General features: G+C 65.8%; 18 protein-coding genes. 13 read left to right on the top strand and 5 right to left on the bottom strand.

Features of this window, described 5'->3' with window-relative positions:
- Positions 1-106 precede the first annotated feature (106 nt).
- From RD110_RS14175 to RD110_RS14155, 5 genes are all read right to left on the bottom strand, one after another.
- The gene (locus RD110_RS14175; RefSeq protein ID WP_076200085.1) at positions 107-901 is read right to left on the bottom strand and encodes a peptidylprolyl isomerase; all 795 of its coding nucleotides are present in this window, start codon (positions 899-901) and stop codon (positions 107-109) included.
- A gap of 88 nt (positions 902-989) precedes the next feature.
- Positions 990-1,259: a BolA family protein gene (locus RD110_RS14170; protein WP_076200084.1), complete on the bottom strand. Its 270-nt coding sequence runs from the start codon at positions 1,257-1,259 to the stop codon at positions 990-992.
- Between the two features lie 4 nt (positions 1,260-1,263).
- Positions 1,264-1,818 carry a septation protein A gene (locus tag RD110_RS14165; protein WP_076200083.1) on the bottom strand — a complete coding sequence of 185 codons (555 nt, stop codon included), beginning with the start codon at positions 1,816-1,818 and terminating at the stop codon, positions 1,264-1,266.
- A 108-nt stretch (positions 1,819-1,926) separates the two neighbouring features.
- Entirely contained in the window at positions 1,927-2,349 is a 423-nt protein-coding gene (gene msrB, locus RD110_RS14160) for a peptide-methionine (R)-S-oxide reductase MsrB (protein WP_076200082.1), read from the bottom strand.
- Positions 2,346-3,860, bottom strand: coding sequence for a protein adenylyltransferase SelO (locus RD110_RS14155; protein ID WP_076200081.1), 1,515 nt, complete (start codon positions 3,858-3,860; stop codon positions 2,346-2,348). The genes msrB and RD110_RS14155 overlap by 4 nt, the downstream gene beginning before the upstream one ends.
- A 164-nt stretch (positions 3,861-4,024) precedes the next feature.
- On the opposite strand from RD110_RS14155, the gene RD110_RS14150 reads away from it, so the two are divergent.
- The 13 genes from RD110_RS14150 to RD110_RS14090 all read left to right on the top strand — a co-directional run bounded on the left by RD110_RS14150 (position 4,025) and on the right by RD110_RS14090 (position 18,316).
- On the top strand, positions 4,025-5,668 hold the full coding sequence (locus tag RD110_RS14150) for a 3-(methylthio)propionyl-CoA ligase (RefSeq protein WP_076200080.1): 1,644 nt from the start codon (positions 4,025-4,027) through the stop codon (positions 5,666-5,668).
- A gap of 130 nt (positions 5,669-5,798) precedes the next feature.
- Positions 5,799-7,073 (top strand): branched-chain amino acid ABC transporter substrate-binding protein, encoded by a 1,275-nt coding sequence (locus RD110_RS14145; RefSeq protein ID WP_076200079.1) that lies wholly within the window; start codon positions 5,799-5,801, stop codon positions 7,071-7,073.
- A gap of 73 nt (positions 7,074-7,146) precedes the next feature.
- Positions 7,147-8,094 carry a branched-chain amino acid ABC transporter permease gene (locus tag RD110_RS14140; RefSeq protein WP_076200078.1) on the top strand — a complete coding sequence of 316 codons (948 nt, stop codon included), beginning with the start codon at positions 7,147-7,149 and terminating at the stop codon, positions 8,092-8,094.
- A gap of 4 nt (positions 8,095-8,098) precedes the next feature.
- Positions 8,099-9,397 (top strand): branched-chain amino acid ABC transporter permease, encoded by a 1,299-nt coding sequence (locus tag RD110_RS14135; protein ID WP_076200077.1) that lies wholly within the window; start codon positions 8,099-8,101, stop codon positions 9,395-9,397.
- On the top strand, positions 9,394-10,161 hold the full coding sequence (locus tag RD110_RS14130; protein WP_076200076.1) for an ABC transporter ATP-binding protein: 768 nt from the start codon (positions 9,394-9,396) through the stop codon (positions 10,159-10,161). The genes RD110_RS14135 and RD110_RS14130 overlap by 4 nt, the downstream gene beginning before the upstream one ends.
- Positions 10,161-10,856 (top strand): ABC transporter ATP-binding protein, encoded by a 696-nt coding sequence (locus RD110_RS14125; protein WP_076200075.1) that lies wholly within the window; start codon positions 10,161-10,163, stop codon positions 10,854-10,856. Before RD110_RS14130 ends, RD110_RS14125 begins: the two co-directional genes overlap by 1 nt.
- Before the next feature lie 96 nt (positions 10,857-10,952).
- On the top strand, positions 10,953-12,380 hold the full coding sequence (locus tag RD110_RS14120) for an MBL fold metallo-hydrolase (protein WP_083686272.1): 1,428 nt from the start codon (positions 10,953-10,955) through the stop codon (positions 12,378-12,380).
- Between the two features lie 86 nt (positions 12,381-12,466).
- Positions 12,467-14,566, top strand: a complete 2,100-nt coding sequence (locus RD110_RS14115; RefSeq protein WP_076200073.1) for a 3-hydroxyacyl-CoA dehydrogenase NAD-binding domain-containing protein — start codon at positions 12,467-12,469, stop codon at positions 14,564-14,566.
- A gap of 10 nt (positions 14,567-14,576) precedes the next feature.
- Positions 14,577-15,752: an acetyl-CoA C-acyltransferase gene (locus RD110_RS14110; RefSeq protein WP_076200072.1), complete on the top strand. Its 1,176-nt coding sequence runs from the start codon at positions 14,577-14,579 to the stop codon at positions 15,750-15,752.
- Positions 15,753-15,808: 56 nt separating this feature from the next.
- The gene (locus tag RD110_RS14105) at positions 15,809-16,015 is read left to right on the top strand and encodes a hypothetical protein (protein ID WP_076200071.1); all 207 of its coding nucleotides are present in this window, start codon (positions 15,809-15,811) and stop codon (positions 16,013-16,015) included.
- Between the two features lie 40 nt (positions 16,016-16,055).
- Positions 16,056-16,844: an SDR family oxidoreductase gene (locus tag RD110_RS14100; RefSeq protein ID WP_076200070.1), complete on the top strand. Its 789-nt coding sequence runs from the start codon at positions 16,056-16,058 to the stop codon at positions 16,842-16,844.
- Positions 16,845-16,867: 23 nt separating this feature from the next.
- A complete protein-coding gene (locus RD110_RS14095) occupies positions 16,868-17,290 on the top strand; it encodes a PaaI family thioesterase (RefSeq protein ID WP_076200069.1) in 423 nt (140 codons plus the stop codon).
- 9 nt (positions 17,291-17,299) lie between these two features.
- A complete protein-coding gene (locus tag RD110_RS14090) occupies positions 17,300-18,316 on the top strand; it encodes an NADP-dependent oxidoreductase (RefSeq protein WP_076200068.1) in 1,017 nt (338 codons plus the stop codon).
- Positions 18,317-18,335: the final 19 nt, after the last annotated feature.

The raw sequence follows: 18,335 nt of genomic DNA, 5'->3' as shown, positions 1-18,335 counted from the left end.
CAGATAAGCCTTCCAGAACACCGCAGAACCGGCTTTGCCGGGCTGCTGGTGTTGCCCCCTGCAAGGGGGACTTCAGAGCTCTGCTCTGAAGCTGGGGGTGTGCCAGTTACTCGATCTTCGCTTTGGCGCGCAGTTCCTGCTGGAACGCGGCGAGCTTCTGCTGCTGCATCTGCTGGGCGATCTGCGGCTTGACTTCCTCGAACTTCGGCAGTTGCGCGGTGCGTTCGTCGTCCAGGCGGATGATGTGGTAGCCGAACTGGGTCTTCACCGGCGTGTCGGTGGTCTGGCCCTTCTTCAGCGTGAGCAGGGCGTCGGTGAATTCCTTCACATAGCTGCCGGGCGCGGCCCAGTCGAGGTCGCCGCCATTGGCGCCGGAGCCTGGGTCCTTGGACTGCTTCTTGGCGATCTCTTCGAAGCTGTTGCCTTTGCCACCCTTCTTCAACTGGGCGATGATGGCCTTGGCCTGGTCTTCCTTCTCGACCAGGATGTGGTGGACCTTGAATTCCTTGCCGGAATTGGCGGCCACGTACTTGTCGTATTCGGCCTGGAGGTCGGCGTCGGTCACCGGGTTGGACTTCTGGTAGTCGGCGAACAATTCGCGAATCAGGATGGTCTGGCGGGCCAGTTCCATCTGCTGTTTGAAGTCGTCGGTCACGTCGAGGCCGCGCTTTTGCGCTTCCTGCATGAAGATTTCGCGGGCGATCACTTCTTCCTTGATCTGGCCTTCGATTTCAGGCGTGACCGGCCGGCCGGACTTGGCAACCTGCTGGGACAGCGCATCGGCGCGCGCCTTGGGCACGGCCTTGCCGTTGACGATGGCCAGGTTCTGCGCCATCGCGGGCAGGGCCAGCGAGCCGAGCAGGGTGGCCGCCACCAAGGCGGAGATCAGATTCTTTTTCATGGGTGAATGGTCCTTGGAGAAGGTGGGAAAGGCGTCGCTCGACGAACAACACCGAAATCGGGATGAAAGGAATGAAGGTGCGCCGTGCTCAAAGCACTTCAATGGCAACGGCGTGCAGGCCCTGGTCCATAAAATCTTGCAGCGCATCATACACAAGCCGATGGCGCGCCACGCGAGGCCGTCCATCGAACAGCGGGGAGGCGATGCGGACCCTGAAATGCGTGCCGTAGCCGGTGCCGTTGGCTCCGGCGTGGCCCGCATGGGCGGCGCTTTCGTCGAGCACTTCGAGGGCCGTCGGCGACAGCCTGGCGCGCAGCCGCGCGTCGAGCTCGGCGGCGGTGGGTGTGGTGTGGGTCATGGCCTCAGGCTCCGGGCTCTTGCTGCTTTTCGTCCTCGCCCTTGATGTGGCGCGACACATAGATGCCCTGGCCGACGATGAACGCCAGCGGGAACACATAACCCCAGAGCTTGAAGTTGACCCATTGCTCGGTGGAGTAATAGGCGGCCACGTAGGCGTTGACGATGGCCATGAACACGCAATAGCTGATCCACACCAGGTTGAGCCGCATCCACACCGCATCGGGCAGCTCGAGCTGGCTGCCGAGCATGAGCTTGAGGAAGTTCTTCTTCAGGCCCCAGACGGCGAACGCCAGGCCGAGCGCCATGGCCGCGTACAGCACCGTGGGTTTCCACTTGATGAAGTTCTCGTCGTGCAGCAGCAGCGTGAGCGCGCCGAACACCAGCACCAGCGCCAGCGTGGCCTTCTGCATGGTCTGCAGCTTGCGGTCGAGCGCGTAGGTGATGCCCATCTGGACGACCGTGGCGGCCATCAGCACACCGGTGGCCACAAAGATGTTGTAGAGCTTGAAGGCGCCGAAGAACAACAGGATGGGCAAAAAATCGAGCAGAAGTTTCATGGAGGAAGGGTTGCGCGGCGGTTGGCGCGGAGTGGCGAGCGCCGCTTGGGTTGCGAGGGCGGTTCGCCAAAATGGGCGAACCGCTCCCGATTTTCGGCGATTTTGCCGTCAGCCTTGCTTGGCCGGCTCGAAACCGAGCGATGCCGAATTCATGCAATACCGCAGGCCCGTCTCGCTCGGGCCGTCGTCGAACACATGGCCCAGGTGGGCGCCGCACTTGGCGCACACCGTCTCCACGCGACGCATGCCATGGCTGGTGTCGATGATCTCGCGGATCGCGCCAGGGTCGGCGGCTTCCGAAAAACTCGGCCAGCCGCAGCCCGCGTCGAACTTGGTGGCCGAGTCGAACAGCTTGGCGCCGCAGCAGATGCAGTTGTAGCTGCCGTTGGCCCAATGCGCGTTGAACTTGCCGGTGTGTGGCCTTTCGGTGGCCGCATGGCGCGTGACCTGAAAGGCCGCTGGCTCGGCGCCTTTTTCAGCCAGGATGGCCTTCCATTCGGCGTCGGTTTTCTCGATGGTGTTTTGGCTCATGATGAACAGCTGATCTCGATCGATGATGCCCAGTCGGGCGGGAAGCCGGCGTATGTCTCATACCCCGGATGTTCGTCAAATGGGGCCCGCAGCAGCTTTAACAACGTATGGACTCCGGAAAAGTCCTTTAGTTTCGCCTGCCGGATCGCTTCTTCGCCCAGATGGTTGCGCAGCACGAATTTCGGATTCGTCTTGCGCATCGAATCGCCCGCCAGCGCCCTGTCGGCGGGCGCGAGCCGCTCCGAATAACGTAGCAGCCAGGCGTCGAAGGCCGCGCGGTCGAGGAACAGGTCGCGCACGGCGTCGGCATCCTGGTCCAGGGTGCCCGCCACCCAGTGGCCGAGTCGGCGCCAGAAGATGGTGTGGTCCACGCGCGCGGCGGCCAGCAGTTGCAGCGTGGCCTCGACGAAGGCCGCGTCTTCGGACTGCGCGTCCGGCAGGCCCAGCTTGGCGCGCATCTCGCGCATCAGCAGTTCGGGAAACAGCGTCTTGTAGGTTTCCAGCGCGGCCAGGGCCTGCGCCTGGTCGTCGATCAGCGGCAGCAGCGACTGGCCCAGGCAGAACAGGTTCCAGTAGGCCACGTTGGGCTGGCGGTTGAAGGCGTAGCGGCCCTGCGTGTCGCTGTGGTTGCAGATGTGGCCCGGGTCGAAGCCGTCGAGGAACTGGAACGGGCCGTAGTCGATGGTCAGGCCCAGGATGCTCATGTTGTCGGTGTTCATCACCCCGTGGCAGAAACCCACGGCCTGCCAGCGCGCCACCATCTGCGCGGTGCGTTCGCTCACCGCCTGCAGCAGCGCCGCGTAGGGACTGTCGGGGAAGGCCTTCGAGCGGCGGCATTCGGGGTAGAAGCTGTCGATCACGAAGTCGGCGAGCTGGCGCAGTTCGCCGAACTGCTCGCGCGAGGAAAAATGTTCGAAATGGCCGAAGCGGATGAAACTCGGCGCCAGGCGTGTCACGACGGACGCGGTCTCGATCTCCTCGCGCCGCACCGGCGCATCGGAGCCGGTGATGCACAGCGCGCGGGTGGTGGCCACGCCCAGGCCGTGCATGGCCTCGCTGCACAGGAATTCGCGGATGCTCGAGCGCAGCACGGCACGGCCGTCGCCCATGCGCGAATACGGCGTGCGGCCCGCCCCCTTGAGCTGGACTTCCAGCGGCGGGTGGCCGTCGGCGCCGGCGGTTTCGCCGAGCAGGATGGCGCGGCCATCGCCCAGTTGCCCAGCCCAGACGCCGAACTGGTGGCCGCTGTAGACGCTGGCCAGCGGTGCCGCACCCGCCACGATCCGGTTGCCGGTGAAGGCCTGCAGGGCGGCGTCCGAAGCCATCCAGCCGGCATCGACGCCGAGCAGCGCGGCCGCGTCGGCGCTCTGCGCGACCCAGTACGGCGCGGCCAGCGGCGTGGGCGACAGCAAGGTCGAGAACGCCGGGCCCAGCGCGGCGAAACGGTTGCGCCAGGTCAGTCCGGTGTCGATGGACAGGGTGTCGGCAGTGGGATCGAGAACGGATTGCATCGCGCGATTGTCCGGCACTCGGGATGGGCGTGCGCCGGGCAGGGCCTTGGGCCCGGGGTGTGCCGCAGGTGACGGTCTGGGTAGAACCCCCACGCCGCGCGGCGCAGGCCCTGGGCAATACTGTGGCTTGTCCATGAATCCGAAAAACCACCAGGAGACCCCTCATGCTCGGCTTGATGCAGGACCAACCGCTGTTGATCTCGTCACTGATCCAGTTCGCCGACCGGCACCACGGCGACGGCGAAATCGTCTCGCGCCGCGTCGAGGGTGACGTGCACCGCACCACCTGGCGCGGCATCGCACGCCGGGCACGCCAGGTGGCAAATGCGCTCGACGGCCTGCAGCTGGGCTTCAGCGACCGCGTGGCCACGCTGGCCTGGAACGGCTACCGCCACCTGGAACTCTACTTCGGCGTGAGCGGCTCGGGCCGCGTGCTGCACACCGTGAACCCGCGGCTGCACCCCGAGCAGATCGCCTGGATCACCAACCACGCGGAAGACCAGGTGCTGTGTTTCGACGCCACCTTCCTGCCCATCATCCAGGCCATCCACGGCAAGTGCGCGACGGTGAAGCACTGGGTGATGCTGTGCGACGCCGACAAGCTGCCCGAGGGCACGGGCATTCCCGGGCTGCGCAGCTTCGACGCCTGGATCGACGCGCAGTCCGACACCTACGTCTGGCCGGTCTTCGACGAGAACTCGGCCTCCAGCATGTGCTACACCAGCGGCACCACCGGCAACCCCAAGGCCGCGCTGTACAGCCACCGCTCGACCTCGCTGCACGCCTATGCGGCGGCCTTGCCCGACGTGATGAACCTCAGCGCGCGCGATTCCGTGCTGGCCGTGGTGCCGATGTTCCACGTCAACGCCTGGGGCATCCCGTACAGCGCGGCGCTCACCGGCTGCAAGCTGGTGTTTCCCGGTGCGGCGATGGACGGCAAGTCGGTCTATGAACTCATCGAGGCCGAGCAGGTCACCTTCGCCGCCGGCGTACCTACCATCTGGCAGATGCTGCTCGGCCACATGCGGCCGCAGGGGCTGAGGTTCAGCAGCCTCAAGCGCACGGTGATCGGCGGCTCGGCCTGTCCGCCGGCGATGATCCACGCGTTCCAGGAGGATTACGGCGTGGAGGTGCTGCACGCCTGGGGCATGACCGAGATGTCGCCGCTGGGCACGCTGTGCACGCTGAAGAACAAGCACCTCGGCCTGCCCAAGGAAGAGCAGATGAAGATCCGGCTGAAGCAGGGCCGGGCTATCTACGGCGTGGACATGAAGATCGTGGACGCCAACGGCGCGGAGCTGCCGTTCGACGGCACGAGCTACGGCGACCTGCTGGTCAAGGGGCCGTGGATCGTGGCCCAGTACTTCAAGGGCGAGGGCGGCGACCCGCTGGTGGCCGACGCCGACGGCCAGCGCTGGTTTCCCACCGGCGACGTGGCCACCATCGACGCCGAAGGCTACATGCAGATCACCGACCGCAGCAAGGACGTGATCAAGTCCGGCGGCGAGTGGATCAGTTCGATCGACATCGAGAACATCGCCGTGGCGCACCCGGCCGTGGCCATGGCCGCCTGCATCGGCGTGAAACACCCGAAGTGGGACGAGCGGCCGATCCTGGCCGTGGTCAAGAAGCCGGGCGCTGAGCTCGACCGGGACACCCTGCTCGCGTTCTACGAAGGCAAGGCCGCCAAGTGGCAGGTGCCCGACGACGTGGTCTTCGTCGACGCGATCCCGCTCGGGCCGACCGGCAAGATGCTCAAGACCCGGCTGCGCGAGATCCTCAAGGATTACCAGTTGCCCACCGGCTGAGCGCAACCGCACGGAATCTGGAAAGAGTCGCCTGTGCGATAGCTGCCGCGACCTTGCAAGGGCAATCCCTGAGCGGCGCGCCGGGCTTGGCCCTTAATCTCGGTGGCCTGTTCACCACCGGAGACACACCATGGCATCGGTTTTCAAACACATCGCCCTGACGGTGGCCATCGGCTGCGCCGGGCTCGGGCAGGCCTGGGCCCAGACGGCCGCACAGTCCATGGCGACGGGTCCGCTCAAGGGCGAGGTGGTGAAGATCGCCTGGATCGATCCGCTGTCCGGGCTGATGGCCGGCGTGGGGCAGAACCAGCTCAAGAGCTTCCAGTTCCTCGCCGAATACTTCAACCGCCGCAACCCCGCCGGCGTGACCTTCGAGATCACGGGCATCGACAACAAGCTCAGCCCGCAGGAGACGCTGAATGCGCTGAAGTCCGTGATCGACCAGGGCGTGCGCTACGTGGTGCAGGGCGACGGCTCGGGCGCGGCCGCGGCCATCATCGACGGCGTGGCCAAACACAACGAACGCAACCCGGGCAAGGAGGTGCTGTTCGTCAACTACGCGGCCATGGACCCGGACTTCACCAACAGCAAATGCAGCTACTGGCATTTCCGCGTGGATGCCGACACCTCGATGAAGATGGAAGCGCTCACCACCTACATCAAGGACCAGCCCGACATCAAGAAGGTCTTCCTGATCAACCAGAACTACGCCCACGGCGTCCAGGTGGTGAAGTTCGCGCGCGAGAACCTGGCGCGCAAGCGGCCCGACATCCAGATCGTCGGCGACGACCTGCACCCCCTGGCCCAGGTGCGCGACTTCGCGCCCTACGTCGCGAAGATCAAGGCCTCGGGTGCCGACACGGTGATCACCGGCAACTGGGGTTCGGACCTGGCGCTGCTGATCCGCGCGGCCAACGACGCGGGGCTGAACAACGTCAAGTTCTACACCTACTACGGCGGCATCACCGGTGCGCCCACGGCATTGGGTGCGAACGCGGCCGGCCGCGTCTACCAGATCGCCTACAACGCCACCAACATGCCCGGCGAGATCGGCACGCTCATGGGTGACTTCAAGAAGAGGTTCAACGAGGACATGTACACCGGTGCCGTCTACCACACCTATGCGATGCTGGGCGAGGCCATGGCCAAGGCGCGGTCCTCGGACCCAGTGAAGGTCGCGGCTGCGCTGGAAGGGCTCAAGTTCAAGAGTTTTAACGGCGACGTGGAGATGCGCCGCACCGACCACCAACTGCAGCAGACGCTGTATCTCTCGGTCTGGCAGAAGACCGACGCCAAGAATCCGATGCAGGCCGAGAACACCGGCCACGCCTTCGTGCCGGTGAAGGTGTATGAGCCCTACGTCGCCTCCACACCGACCTCGTGCCAGATGAAGCGGCCCGGTTGAGAGGTTGAGAGCCTCTCGGCCCGGGCCCGGAGCCAGATATCCTTGGCCCCCTCGGCATTCTTGAAGAGGATCGATGGAATTTTTCACCATATCGCTGCTGAACGGCGTGAGCTACGGCTTGCTGCTGTTCATGCTGAGTTCCGGCCTCACGCTGATCTTCAGCATGATGGGCGTGCTCAACTTCGCGCATGCCTCGTTCTACATGCTCGGCGCCTACCTGGCCTACAGCGTCTCCGAATGGCTCGGCTTCTGGCCCGCGCTGGTCGTGGCGCCGCTGCTGGTCGGCCTGCTCGGCGCGGGCTTCGAGAGGTTCTGCCTGCGCCGGGTGCACAAGTTCGGTCATGTGCCGGAGCTACTGATCACCTTCGGCCTGAGCTACATCATCCATGAGCTGGTGCAACTGGTCTGGGGCCGCAGCGCCGTCAACTACGGCATTCCGCCCGAGCTGCAGGGCCCGCTCTTCACGCTGTACGGCACGCAGTTCCCGGTCTACCGCGGCTTCATGATGCTGGTGGCAGTGCTGATGCTGGTGGCGATCTGGGGCCTGCTCACGCGCACGCGCATCGGCCTGGTGATCCAGGCCGCGCTCACGCATCCCGAAATGGTCGAATCCCTCGGCCACAACGTGCCGCGCGTGTTCATGCTGGTGTTCGGCGGTGGCGCCGCGCTGGCCGGGCTGGCCGGTGTGATCGGCGGCAACGCCTTCGTCACCGAGCCGGGCATGGCCGCCACCGTGGGCTCGGTGATCTTCGTGGTGGTGGTGGTCGGCGGCATGGGTTCGCTGGCGGGGGCCTTCCTGGCTTCGCTCTTGATCGGCTGCCTGCAGACCTTCGCGGTGGCGATCGACAGTTCGCTGCTCGGCGCGGCCGGCACGCTCGGCTGGCAGCTCACGCCCGAGAGCTTCGGCTATGCGCTGTGGAAGCTCAAGCTCAGCCAGGTGGCGCCGATCCTGCCTTACCTGTTCCTGGTGCTGATGCTGATCTTCCGGCCCAAGGGCCTGCTCGGCACCCGGGAAGGTTGAAGGCATGGCCAGCACTTCCGTCTACGGCTTCAAGCCCTTGAACCTCGGCCGCATCGCCGTCTGGTCGGCCTTCGCCCTGGTGCTGGTCGTCGCGCCGCTGGTGTTTCGCAGCAGCCTGGCCCATACCATGCTGAGCCAGATGGGCATCGCCATCATCGTCTGCCTGAGCTACAACATCCTGTTCGGCCAGGGCGGCATGCTGAGTTTCGGCCATGCCGTGTATCCGGGCCTCGGTTCGTTTCTGGCCATGCACACGCTGAACTGGGCCAGCGCCGGCAACATCCCGTTTCCCGTGAGCCTGGTGCCCCTGGTCGGGGGCCTTGCCGGGCTGTTCTTCGCGGCGCTGTTCGGCTGGATCACCACGCGCAAGTCGGGCACGACCTTCGGCATGATCACGCTCGGCCTGGGCGAGCTGGTCTGGGCGATGTCGCTGATGTTTCCCGAATTCTTCGGCGGGGAGGGCGGCATCTCGGGCAACCGGGTCACTGGCGCCAAGCCATTCGGCATCACGTTCGGCCCGCAGATCCAGCTGTACTACCTGATCGCCGCCTACACCTTCGCCTGCACCGCGCTGATGTTCGCGTTCACCCGCACGCCGCTGGGGCGCATGCTCAATGCGGTGCGCGACAACCCCGAGCGCGTGGCCTTCGTCGGCTACGACACGCAGATGGTGCGCTATCTCGCGTTCGTCATCGCCGGTTTCTTCGCCGGCATCTCGGGTGGGCTGGCCGCGCTGAACTTCGAGATCGTCACCTCCGAGGTGGTGAGTGCCTACCGCTCTGGCGCCTACCTGCTGTTCACCTTCCTCGGCGGCGCCACGTTTTTCTTCGGCCCGATCATCGGCGCGGTCCTGATGGTGCTGGCGACCGTCCTGCTGAGCGAATTCACGCAGGCCTGGCTGCTGTACCTGGGCCTGGTGTTCCTGTTCATGGTGATGTATGCGCCCGGCGGCATCGCCAGCCTGGTGATGATGAACCTGCGTGTCGCCGCCGCGGGCCGCTTCGGCCAACTGCGCCTGCCCTACCTCGGGCTGCTGCTCACCGGCGCGGTGGCCTTCGTCGGCATCGCGGCGCTGATCGAGATGGTGTATCACCTGCAACTCAATGCGGCGCTGAGCCCGCAGTTGCGGTTCATGGGCGTGATGCTGGACACGCACGGCAGCGCCGACTGGCTAGCCGCAGCGGCAATCGCCGTCGTGGGCTGTGCGCTGTTCGTCATCGCCTGCCGGCGTTTCGCGCAGGTCTGGGGCGGCATCCAGGACGCGATCGAGGCCGAACGCCTGGGCCGCGAAGGCCGGCCATGAACGGCCCGGCACTCGAGCTCGTCGATCTGCGCAAGCGGTTTGGCAAGACGGAGATCATCCGCGGCGTGAACCTGCGCGTGGCGGCGGGCGAACGTGTGGCCGTGATCGGCCCGAACGGAGCGGGCAAGTCCACGCTGTTCAACCTGATCAGCGGGCGCTTCGCGCCCAGCGGCGGCGAGATCCGGCTGGCCGGGCGGCGCATCGACGGCAAGACACCCTACGAAATCAACCGTCTCGGCCTGGCGCGCAGTTTCCAGATCACCAACATCTTTCCCAAGCTCAGTGTCTTCGAGAACCTGCGCTGCGGCGTGTTGTGGAGCCTGGGTTATCGCTACAGCCTCTTCCGGTTCCTCTCCCGCCTGGACGACGCGAACCGGCGCACCGAGGAGCTGCTGGCGATGGTGCGCCTGGAGGGCAAACGCGAGGTGCTGGCGATGAACCTGACCTATGCCGAGCAGCGCGCGCTCGAGATCGGCATCACCATCGCAGGCGGCGCGCCGGTGGTGCTGCTCGACGAACCCACGGCCGGCATGAGCAAGGCCGAAACCGCGCGCTTCATCCAGTTGATCCGCGAGGTCACGGTGGGCCGGACGCTGCTCACCGTGGAGCACGACATGGGCGTGGTCTTCGGCCTGGCCGACCGCATCGCGGTGGTGGTCTACGGCGAAGTCATCGCCTTCGACACACCCGACGCGGTGCGCGCCGACCCGCGCGTGCAGGAAGCCTACCTGGGTACGCCGGCGCAGCCCGAAGGAGACGCCTGATGCTGCAGCTCAAGGACGTGCATGCCTACTACGGCAAGAGCCATGTGCTGCACGGCGTCTCCTTCGAGGTCCGGCCCGGGGAGATCGTGGCGCTGCTGGGGCGCAACGGATCGGGCCGCTCCACCACCGCCAAGGCCATCATGGGCCTGGTGCACGGGGAAGGCTCGCTGCAGTGGCGCCACCAGGAGGTGCTGGGCAAGAAAGCCTATGAAATCGCCCAACTCGGCATTGGCTATGTGCCGGAAAACCGCGACGTCTTCCCACGGCTCACGGTGGAGCAGAACCTGCGGCTCGGGCAGAAGCACCGGCATCCGAGCGGCCGCTGGTCGCTCGAGGACATGTACGCCATGTTCCCGCGGCTGCGCGAGCGCCAGCACACCGAGGCCGGGGTGCTCTCGGGCGGGGAGCAGCAGATGCTCACCTTGTGCCGCACGCTGATGGGCGACCCTGATCTCGTCATCATCGACGAACCCACCGAAGGCCTGGCGCCCCAGATCGTGGAACTCGTCGGCCAGTACCTGAGGCGGCTCAAGGACCGCGGTATCTCGGTGCTGCTGATCGAGCAGAAGCTGACCATCGCCATGGCGATCTCCGACCGCACGCTCGTCATGGGCCACGGCAGCATCGTGTTCGAAGGCACCCCGGACGCCCTGCGCGCGGACGCCGGCGTGCGCAGGGAGTGGCTGGAGGTTTGACTGCCGACCGGCCGCGTCGATGGGGGCAAAACCGGATGAAAATAGGGCCCATGCTGGCGCAGCCTGCAGCTTCAGAAAGATAAAGGGAACCATTTCATGCGAGCTACTTTTGTGGGCCATGCCTCCTTGCTGGTCGAGGCGAACGGGGTGTCCATACTGTCCGACCCCTGGTGGCAGGGGCCTTGTTTCGGTGCCCAGTGGTGGGTGTATCCAGCGCCTCATCTGGCTGCGGTGACGGACCGCAGGATCGACTACATCTACATCTCGCACGGGCACCACGATCACCTGCATCCCGGCACGCTGAACACTTTCGACCGCACGACCCGCGTGCTGGTGTCCAGCGCGCTGGACCTGGCCGCCGGCATCCGCGAGATGGGCTTCGAGGTGATCGAGGTGCCGGACGACGACAGCGAAACCGACCTGGGGCAGGGCGTCAAGGTGCGCATCCGGCAAACGCACGGCGGCGACACGCTGTTCTGCGTCTCCGACGGCAAAGAAGTGCTGGTGAACCTGAACGACGCGCTGCACAGCGCCACGGCCGAAGTGCAGCGGCAGTTCTCCGATTTCCTGCGACGCGCCTACCCGGCCATCGACTATCTGTTCTGCGGCTACGGCGTGGCTTCGCATTTTCCGAACTGCTACGTCGTGCCGGGACAGGATCGCGGCCTGACCGCCGCGCGCCGTCAGCAATATTTCAACCGCCAGTGGGTGTCCCTGGTGCGCGCCATCCAGCCCAAGTTCGGCTTCCCGTTCGCCGCGGATGTGGTGTTCCTGGAGAACGATCTGTCGTGGGCCAATGAGCCGACACACAACAGCGAGCGGCCCGTCGACGTTTTCAAGCAGGCGTATCCGGATGCCGCGACCCAGGTGTACGACATCGCGCCCGGCTTCTGCATCGACGGTGGCCGGGTCGTGGACGCGGTGTTGCGCACTCCCCTCGTCAACGCCCGGATACTGAACGAACTCAAGGACCAGGTGCAGCGCGCCAACCGCTACGGCAGTGAGTCGACGGAACAAGTGCAAGCCGTGCGCGACCTGTTCGCGCAATGTATCGACAAGTGCCAGGCTTATCTGGCGGAATTCAGGGGCGACTACCGCATGCTGATCAGGCCGCGTGCGGCGGCCGAAGGCATCGTGATCGAAAAGCAGGGCCAGCGCTTCGCGGTGACGACGGTGGCGCTCGACGGACTGCGCGACACCGACTTCGACCTGGCCTACAGGGCGCGACTGGTCTACCTGAAGAACGCATTGACGACATCTTACGGCAATGAAATCCTGTTCGTCGGCTCGGGGGGCATCTTCGAGTACTTCAGCACGGCGGCCGTGAAGAAGAGGCTGCATGTGGAACTGATCACCCTGTTGCGCGCCAGCACGGGCGTACCCAAATCGCGTTATGGCGGCCAGTCCTATTACCAGTTTGCGGCCAAGCAATGGGTGAAGCGCCTGTTGCGGGTCAAGAGCGGCATGGATCTCTACGATCTCGATGCGTGGACGGTCTACAAGGGCGACAGGCTCCCGGCCTGAACCGACGCGCCGGCTTTGTCCCGAGCGGGACAAAACCATCCTGGGCGAGGCGCCACAATCAAAAAGTCACGCTGGAGGAGCAAAAAATGAGTGCCGAATACCAAGTCCATGGCGACGTCGCCGTGATCACCCTCGTCAATCCCCCCGTCAACGGGCTGGGCTATGCCACCCGGCTCGGCATCACGAAGGGCCTCGCGGCAGCCAATGCCGACGCGGCGGTGAAGGCCATCGTGATCACCGGCGCCGGCAAGGCGTTCTCGGGCGGTGCCGACATCAAGGAGTTCGGCACGCCGAAGGCGCTCATGGAGCCCAACCTGCTGAGCGTGATCCTCGCGGTCGAACACGCCGACAAACCCGTGGTCGCAGCCATCCATTCGGTGTGCATGGGCGGCGGGCTGGAGCTGGCGCTGGGCTGCCATTACCGCATCGCCGCGCCGGGTTGCAGCGTCGCGCTGCCCGAGGTCAAGCTCGGCCTCGTGCCGGGTGCCGGCGGTACGCAGCGCCTGCCGCGCGTGCTCGGCGTCGAAGCCGCGCTGAACATGATCGCCACCGGCGAGCCGGTGAAGAGCGAGGTGCTGGCCGCGCTGCCGGGCCAGAAGCTGTTCGACAAATTGGCCGCATCGCCGGAAAGCCTGGCGGAAGAAGCGCTCGCGCTGGCCCGCTCCGTGAGCGACGTGCGTCCCTTGCCGCTGGTGCGCCACCTGCCTTGCAAGCATCCGCTCGGGGACGCCTATTTCGGCTTCGCGCGCAACATGGTCCAGGGCATGGCGAAGAACTTTCCCGCGCCGGGCAAATGTGTGGACGCGGTCGAAGCCGCCACCAAGCAGAAGTTCGAGCAGGGCATGGCCACCGAACGCGAATTCTTCATCAACCTGATGTGGACGCCCGAGAGCCGCGCGCTGCGCCACATCTTCGCGGCCGAACGTGCGGCCTCGAAGATTCCCGACGTGCCCGAAGACACGCCGAAGCGCGAGATCAGAGCCGTGGCCGTGATCGGCGCCGGCACCATGGGTGGCGGCATTGCGATGAACTTCCTGAACGCCGGCCTGCCGGTGAAGATGCTCGAGATGAAACAGGAGGCGCTCGACCGCGGCCTGGCCACGATCCGCAAGAACTACGAGTCGCAGGTCAAGAAGGGCAAGCTCAAAGCCGACAAGTACGAGCAGCGCATGGCCCTGCTGAGCACGACGCTGGACTATGCCGACCTCAAGGACGCCGATCTCGTGATCGAAGCCGTGTTCGAGGAACTCGGCGTGAAGCAGGCCGTGTTCCAGGCGCTCGACCGCGTGGCCAAGCCCGGCGCCATCCTGGCCTCCAACACCTCCACGCTCGACGTGAACAAGATTGCGGCCTTCACCGAACGCCCGCAGGACGTGGTCGGCATGCATTTCTTCAGCCCGGCCAATGTGATGAAGCTGCTCGAAGTGGTGCGCGGCGAAAAGACCGGCAAGGACGTGTTGGCCACGGTGATGGCGCTGGCCAAGAAAATCAAGAAGACGGCCGTGGTCTCGGGCGTGTGCGACGGCTTCATCGGCAACCGCATGATCGAGCAGTACAGCCGCCAGGCTGGCTTCCTGCTGGAGGAGGGCGCCACGCCGGAGCAGGTGGACAAGGCCGTCGAGAAATTCGGCTTCGCCATGGGCCCGTTCCGCATGGGCGACCTGGCCGGCAACGACATCGGCTGGGCCATCCGCAAGCGGCGTTACGTGGAAAAGCCCGGCCTCAAGTACAGCAAGACGGCTGACCTGCTGTGTGAGATGGGCCGTTTCGGCCAGAAGACCGGTGCGGGCTGGTACGACTACCAGGCGGGCAAGCGTGACGCGATCCCGAGCCAGGCGGTCGTCGACATGATCGAGCAGCACCGCAAGGCGCTCGGCATCGCGCCGCGCAAGATTGCCGACGACGAGATCGTGCAACGCCTGGTGTATTCGCTCGTGAACGAGGCCGCGCACATTCTCGAGGAAGGCATCGCTTCCAAGGCCAGCGACATCGACATGGTCTATCTCACGGGTTACGGCTTCCCCATCCATCGTGGCGGCCCGATGCTGTATGCCGACACGGTGGGTTTGTTCAACGTGGTGCAGAGCATGCAACGCTTTGCGAAGAACCCGCTCGACGACGCCGAATTCTGGCAGCCCGCGCCGCTGCTGGCCCGACTCGCGGCCGACGGCAAGACCTTCAATTGAGGACCGAAACATGACCGCTGCCGTGATCGTCTCCACTGCCCGCACTCCCCTGGCCAAGAGTTGGAAGGGTTCCTTCAACATGACGCACGGCGCCACGCTCGGCGGCCACGCGGTGCAGCACGCCATCCAGCGCGCCGGCATCGAAGCTGCCGAGGTCGACGACGTGATCATGGGCTGCGCCACGCCCGAGGGCGCGACCGGCGCCAACATTGCGCGCCAGGTCGCACTGCGCGCGGGCTGTCCTGTCACCACCTCGGGCATGACGGTGAACCGTTTCTGCTCCTCCGGCCTGCAGACCATCGCGCTGGCCGCGCAACGCATCATCGCCGGCGAGGGCGATATCTTCGTGGCCGGCGGCGTGGAGAGCATTTCCTGCGTGCAGCAGGAGATGAACAAGCACATGCTGACCGACCCCTGGCTCGTCAAGCACAAGCCCGAGATCTACTGGAACATGCTGCAAACCGCCGAGCAGGTGGCCAAGCGTTACGGCATCGGCCGCGAGCAGATGGACGAATACGGCGCCTTGAGCCAGCAGCGCGCGACCGCGGCGCTCGAGGCCGGCCTGTTCCAGGCCGAGATCGCACCGATCACCGTCACCATGGGTGTGGCCGATCCGGTGCGCGGCTTGAGTACCAGGGAAGTGACCTGCAGCCAGGACGAAGGCATCCGCCCCGGCACCACGGTCGACGGCATCCGCGGCATCCGCCCGGCGATTCCGGGCGGCGTGATCTCGGCCGGCAACGCGAGCCAGTTCTCCGACGGCGGCGGCGCGGTGGTAATGATGAACGAAACCCTGGCCAGCCAGCGCGGACTGCAGCCGCTGGGCCGTTTCCTCGGCTTCGCGGTCGCCGGCTGTGAACCCGACGAGATGGGCATCGGCCCGGTGTTTGCCATTCCCAAGGTCCTGAAACGACTCGGCCTCGGCATCGACGACATCGACCTGTGGGAACTCAACGAGGCCTTCGCCGTGCAGGTGATCTATTGCCGCGACAAGCTCGGCATCCCGGCGGACAAGCTCAACGTCAACGGCGGTGCCATCGCGGTGGGGCATCCCTACGGCGTGACCGGCCAGCGCCTCACCGGCCACGCGCTCATCGAAGGCAAGCGCCGCGGTGCGAAGCGTGTGGTCGTCACCATGTGCATCGGCGGCGGTATGGGCGCGGCCGGCGTCTTCGAGGTGTTGTAGGCGCTGTAGACCCGCGCTAGTCGCGACAACTTTCGCTTTTTAGTACAGTGGCCTGCATGGCTACTCTCAAGACAATCAAAAGGCTGCAAAACCTGATCTGGATCCTGGTCTACGGCGGGCTGCTCACCCTGGTGCTCGGGGTCTTCACCGAGCGCAGCGACGAGCCGCTCGGCTGGACCATGGTCGTCGGCGGCGGCGTTGTGGCCGCCATCGGCTTCGCGCTGATCTTCGTGCGCGCCCGCTTGAAGCTGGACCCGCCCTGAACCATCGCCGCAACCCACCAAAAACAAGAGGAGACAAGACATGACCCGCACCGTCCAGCAACTGTTCGATCTCACCGGCAAGAATGCCCTCGTCACCGGCGGCTCGCGCGGCCTGGGCCTGCAGATGGCGCAGGCGCTCGGCGAGGCGGGTGCGCGCATCATGCTGAGTTCGCGCAAGGCCGGCGACCTGGAGGAGGCCAGCGCCACACTGCAGAGCCAGGGCATCGACACGCGCTGGATCGCGGCCGACTGCGGCAAGGAGGAAGACCTGCGGCGGCTTGCCGACGAAACCCTGGAGCGCATGGGCCCGATCGACATCCTGGTCAACAACGCCGGCGCCTCCTGGGGCGCGCCAGCCGAAGACCATCCCGTGGCGGCCTGGGACAAGGTCATGAACCTCAATGTGCGCGGCTATTTCATCCTGAGCCAGCACGTGGCCAAACACAGCATGATCGCGCGCCGGCGCGGCAGCATCATCAACGTCGCCTCGATCGCCGGGCTGTCGGGCAATCCGCCCGAAATGCAGACCATCGCCTACAACACCTCCAAGGGCGCGGTCATCAACTTCACGCGCGCGCTGGCGGCCGAATGGGGAAAATACGGCATCAACGTGAACGCGGTCTGTCCCGGCTTCTTCATGACCAAGATGGCGGCCGGGCTGATCCAGTCGATGGGCGAGGACCGGATGGCCGCGCAGGCGCCGCTGGGCCGGCTCGGCGGCGACGAGGACCTCAAAGGCCCGGTGCTGCTGTACGCCAGCGAAGCCGGCCGGCACATCACCGGCCAGTGGCTGGCGGTGGACGGCGGCGTGAGCGTGGTCACCGGCTGAACCTTGTTTCTGAAAGACCCCACATGAGCTTCGGCGTTCCGATTCCTTTCGTCGAACATCTCGGCTTCGAACTCACGCGGTTCGAGGACGGCTGGTCGCGCATCCTCTACACCCCGCGGCCCGAGCATCTGAATTCGTTCGCCGTGACCCATGGCGGTGCGGTGATGACGCTGATGGACGTGACCATGGCGGCGGCGGCGCGCAGCTTGCAGTCCGAGATGGGCGTGGTCACCATCGAGATGAAAACCAGCTTCATGCAGCCGGCGCGCGGTCCGTTGCGCGGCGAAGGCCATCTGCTGCACCGCACCCGTTCCATGGCCTTCACCGAGGCCAGCATCTTCGACGCCGAGGGCCGGCTTTGCGCCCATGCCACCGGCACCTTCAAGTACGTGCCTCGGCGCCCCCTCGCAGACGGCGGCACCGCGGCGAACCTTTCCACCGACTGAGGAATCACCATGCCCCGCAACCAGCAGATCCTCCTGAAGAGCCGTCCGAGCGGCGATGCCGGCCTCGACAACTTCGAGCTGGCCAGTGTCGATACACCGGCGCTGGAAGATGGCCAGGTGCTGGTCCGCCACCATTACCTGAGCCTCGACCCCTACATGCGCGGCCGCATGGATGAAGGCAAGAGCTACGCCGCCCCGCAGCCGCTGGGAGCGCCCATGATCGGCGGCACGGTGGGGGAGGTGGCGGAAAGCCGCAACGCGCGGTTCCAGCCTGGCGACGCCGTGGTCGGCATGGGCGGCTGGCAGCTGTACAGCGTGGTCGATCCGGACGTGCCGGGTGCGCTGCGCAAGGTCGACACCAGCCACATTCCGCTCTCGGCCTACCTCGGCGCCGTGGGCATGCCGGGCGTCACGGCCTGGTACGGCCTGGTGCGCATCTGCGAGCCCCGGCCCGGGGAAACCGTGGCGGTAAGTGCGGCCAGCGGCGCGGTGGGCAGTGCCGTAGGCCAGCCGGCCAAGGCGCGCGGCTGCCGCGTGGTCGGCATCGCCGGAGGCGCCGAGAAGTGCGCCTATGTGGTGGAGGAGCTCGGTTTCGACGCATGCATCGACTACAAGCCGCATGCCGATGCGCGTTCGCTGTCGCGTGCCATCAAGGAGGCCGCGCCCAAAGGCATCGACGGCTATTTCGAGAACGTGGGCGGCATGGTGCTCAACGCCGTGCTGAGCCGCATGAACGCCTTCGGCCGCATCGCACTGTGCGGCATGATCGCCGGCTACGACGGGCAGCCGGTGCCGATCACCGAGCCGCGCCACCTGCTGACGAACCGGCTCAAGCTGCAGGGCTTCATCGTCTCGGAGCACATGGAGGCCTGGCCGGAGGCGCTGGGCGAACTCGGCGGCCTGGTGGCCAGCGGCCGGCTCAAGTACCGCGAGAGCGTGGCCGAGGGCCTGGCGGCCGCGCCCGAGGCCTTCCTGGGACTGCTCAAGGGCCGCAATTTCGGCAAGCAACTCGTGAAGCTGGTCTGAGAAAGCCTCTGTGTCTCAA

It is taken from the genome of Rhodoferax koreense, from assembly GCF_001955695.1.
GTDB classification, from domain to species: domain Bacteria; phylum Pseudomonadota; class Gammaproteobacteria; order Burkholderiales; family Burkholderiaceae_C; genus Rhodoferax_B; species Rhodoferax_B koreensis.
Note: the sequence above shows the minus strand (reverse complement) of the source record. Positions and strands in the feature narration are given on the sequence as shown.

Excerpts from the sequence above, each read along its gene's own strand:
- RD110_RS14175 (WP_076200085.1), bottom strand. The coding sequence starts at position 901 with ATGAAAAAGAATCTGATCTCCGCCTTGGTGGCGGCCACCCTGCTCGGC.
- RD110_RS14170 (WP_076200084.1), bottom strand. The coding sequence starts at position 1,259 with ATGACCCACACCACACCCACCGCCGCCGAGCTCGACGCGCGGCTGCGC.
- RD110_RS14165 (WP_076200083.1), bottom strand. The coding sequence starts at position 1,818 with ATGAAACTTCTGCTCGATTTTTTGCCCATCCTGTTGTTCTTCGGCGCC.
- msrB (WP_076200082.1), bottom strand. The coding sequence starts at position 2,349 with ATGAGCCAAAACACCATCGAGAAAACCGACGCCGAATGGAAGGCCATC.
- RD110_RS14155 (WP_076200081.1), bottom strand. The coding sequence starts at position 3,860 with ATGCAATCCGTTCTCGATCCCACTGCCGACACCCTGTCCATCGACACC.
- RD110_RS14150 (WP_076200080.1), top strand. The coding sequence starts at position 4,025 with ATGCTCGGCTTGATGCAGGACCAACCGCTGTTGATCTCGTCACTGATC.
- RD110_RS14145 (WP_076200079.1), top strand. The coding sequence starts at position 5,799 with ATGGCATCGGTTTTCAAACACATCGCCCTGACGGTGGCCATCGGCTGC.
- RD110_RS14140 (WP_076200078.1), top strand. The coding sequence starts at position 7,147 with ATGGAATTTTTCACCATATCGCTGCTGAACGGCGTGAGCTACGGCTTG.
- RD110_RS14135 (WP_076200077.1), top strand. The coding sequence starts at position 8,099 with ATGGCCAGCACTTCCGTCTACGGCTTCAAGCCCTTGAACCTCGGCCGC.
- RD110_RS14130 (WP_076200076.1), top strand. The coding sequence starts at position 9,394 with ATGAACGGCCCGGCACTCGAGCTCGTCGATCTGCGCAAGCGGTTTGGC.
- RD110_RS14125 (WP_076200075.1), top strand. The coding sequence starts at position 10,161 with ATGCTGCAGCTCAAGGACGTGCATGCCTACTACGGCAAGAGCCATGTG.
- RD110_RS14120 (WP_083686272.1), top strand. The coding sequence starts at position 10,953 with ATGCGAGCTACTTTTGTGGGCCATGCCTCCTTGCTGGTCGAGGCGAAC.
- RD110_RS14115 (WP_076200073.1), top strand. The coding sequence starts at position 12,467 with ATGAGTGCCGAATACCAAGTCCATGGCGACGTCGCCGTGATCACCCTC.
- RD110_RS14110 (WP_076200072.1), top strand. The coding sequence starts at position 14,577 with ATGACCGCTGCCGTGATCGTCTCCACTGCCCGCACTCCCCTGGCCAAG.
- RD110_RS14105 (WP_076200071.1), top strand. The coding sequence starts at position 15,809 with ATGGCTACTCTCAAGACAATCAAAAGGCTGCAAAACCTGATCTGGATC.
- RD110_RS14100 (WP_076200070.1), top strand. The coding sequence starts at position 16,056 with ATGACCCGCACCGTCCAGCAACTGTTCGATCTCACCGGCAAGAATGCC.
- RD110_RS14095 (WP_076200069.1), top strand. The coding sequence starts at position 16,868 with ATGAGCTTCGGCGTTCCGATTCCTTTCGTCGAACATCTCGGCTTCGAA.
- RD110_RS14090 (WP_076200068.1), top strand. The coding sequence starts at position 17,300 with ATGCCCCGCAACCAGCAGATCCTCCTGAAGAGCCGTCCGAGCGGCGAT.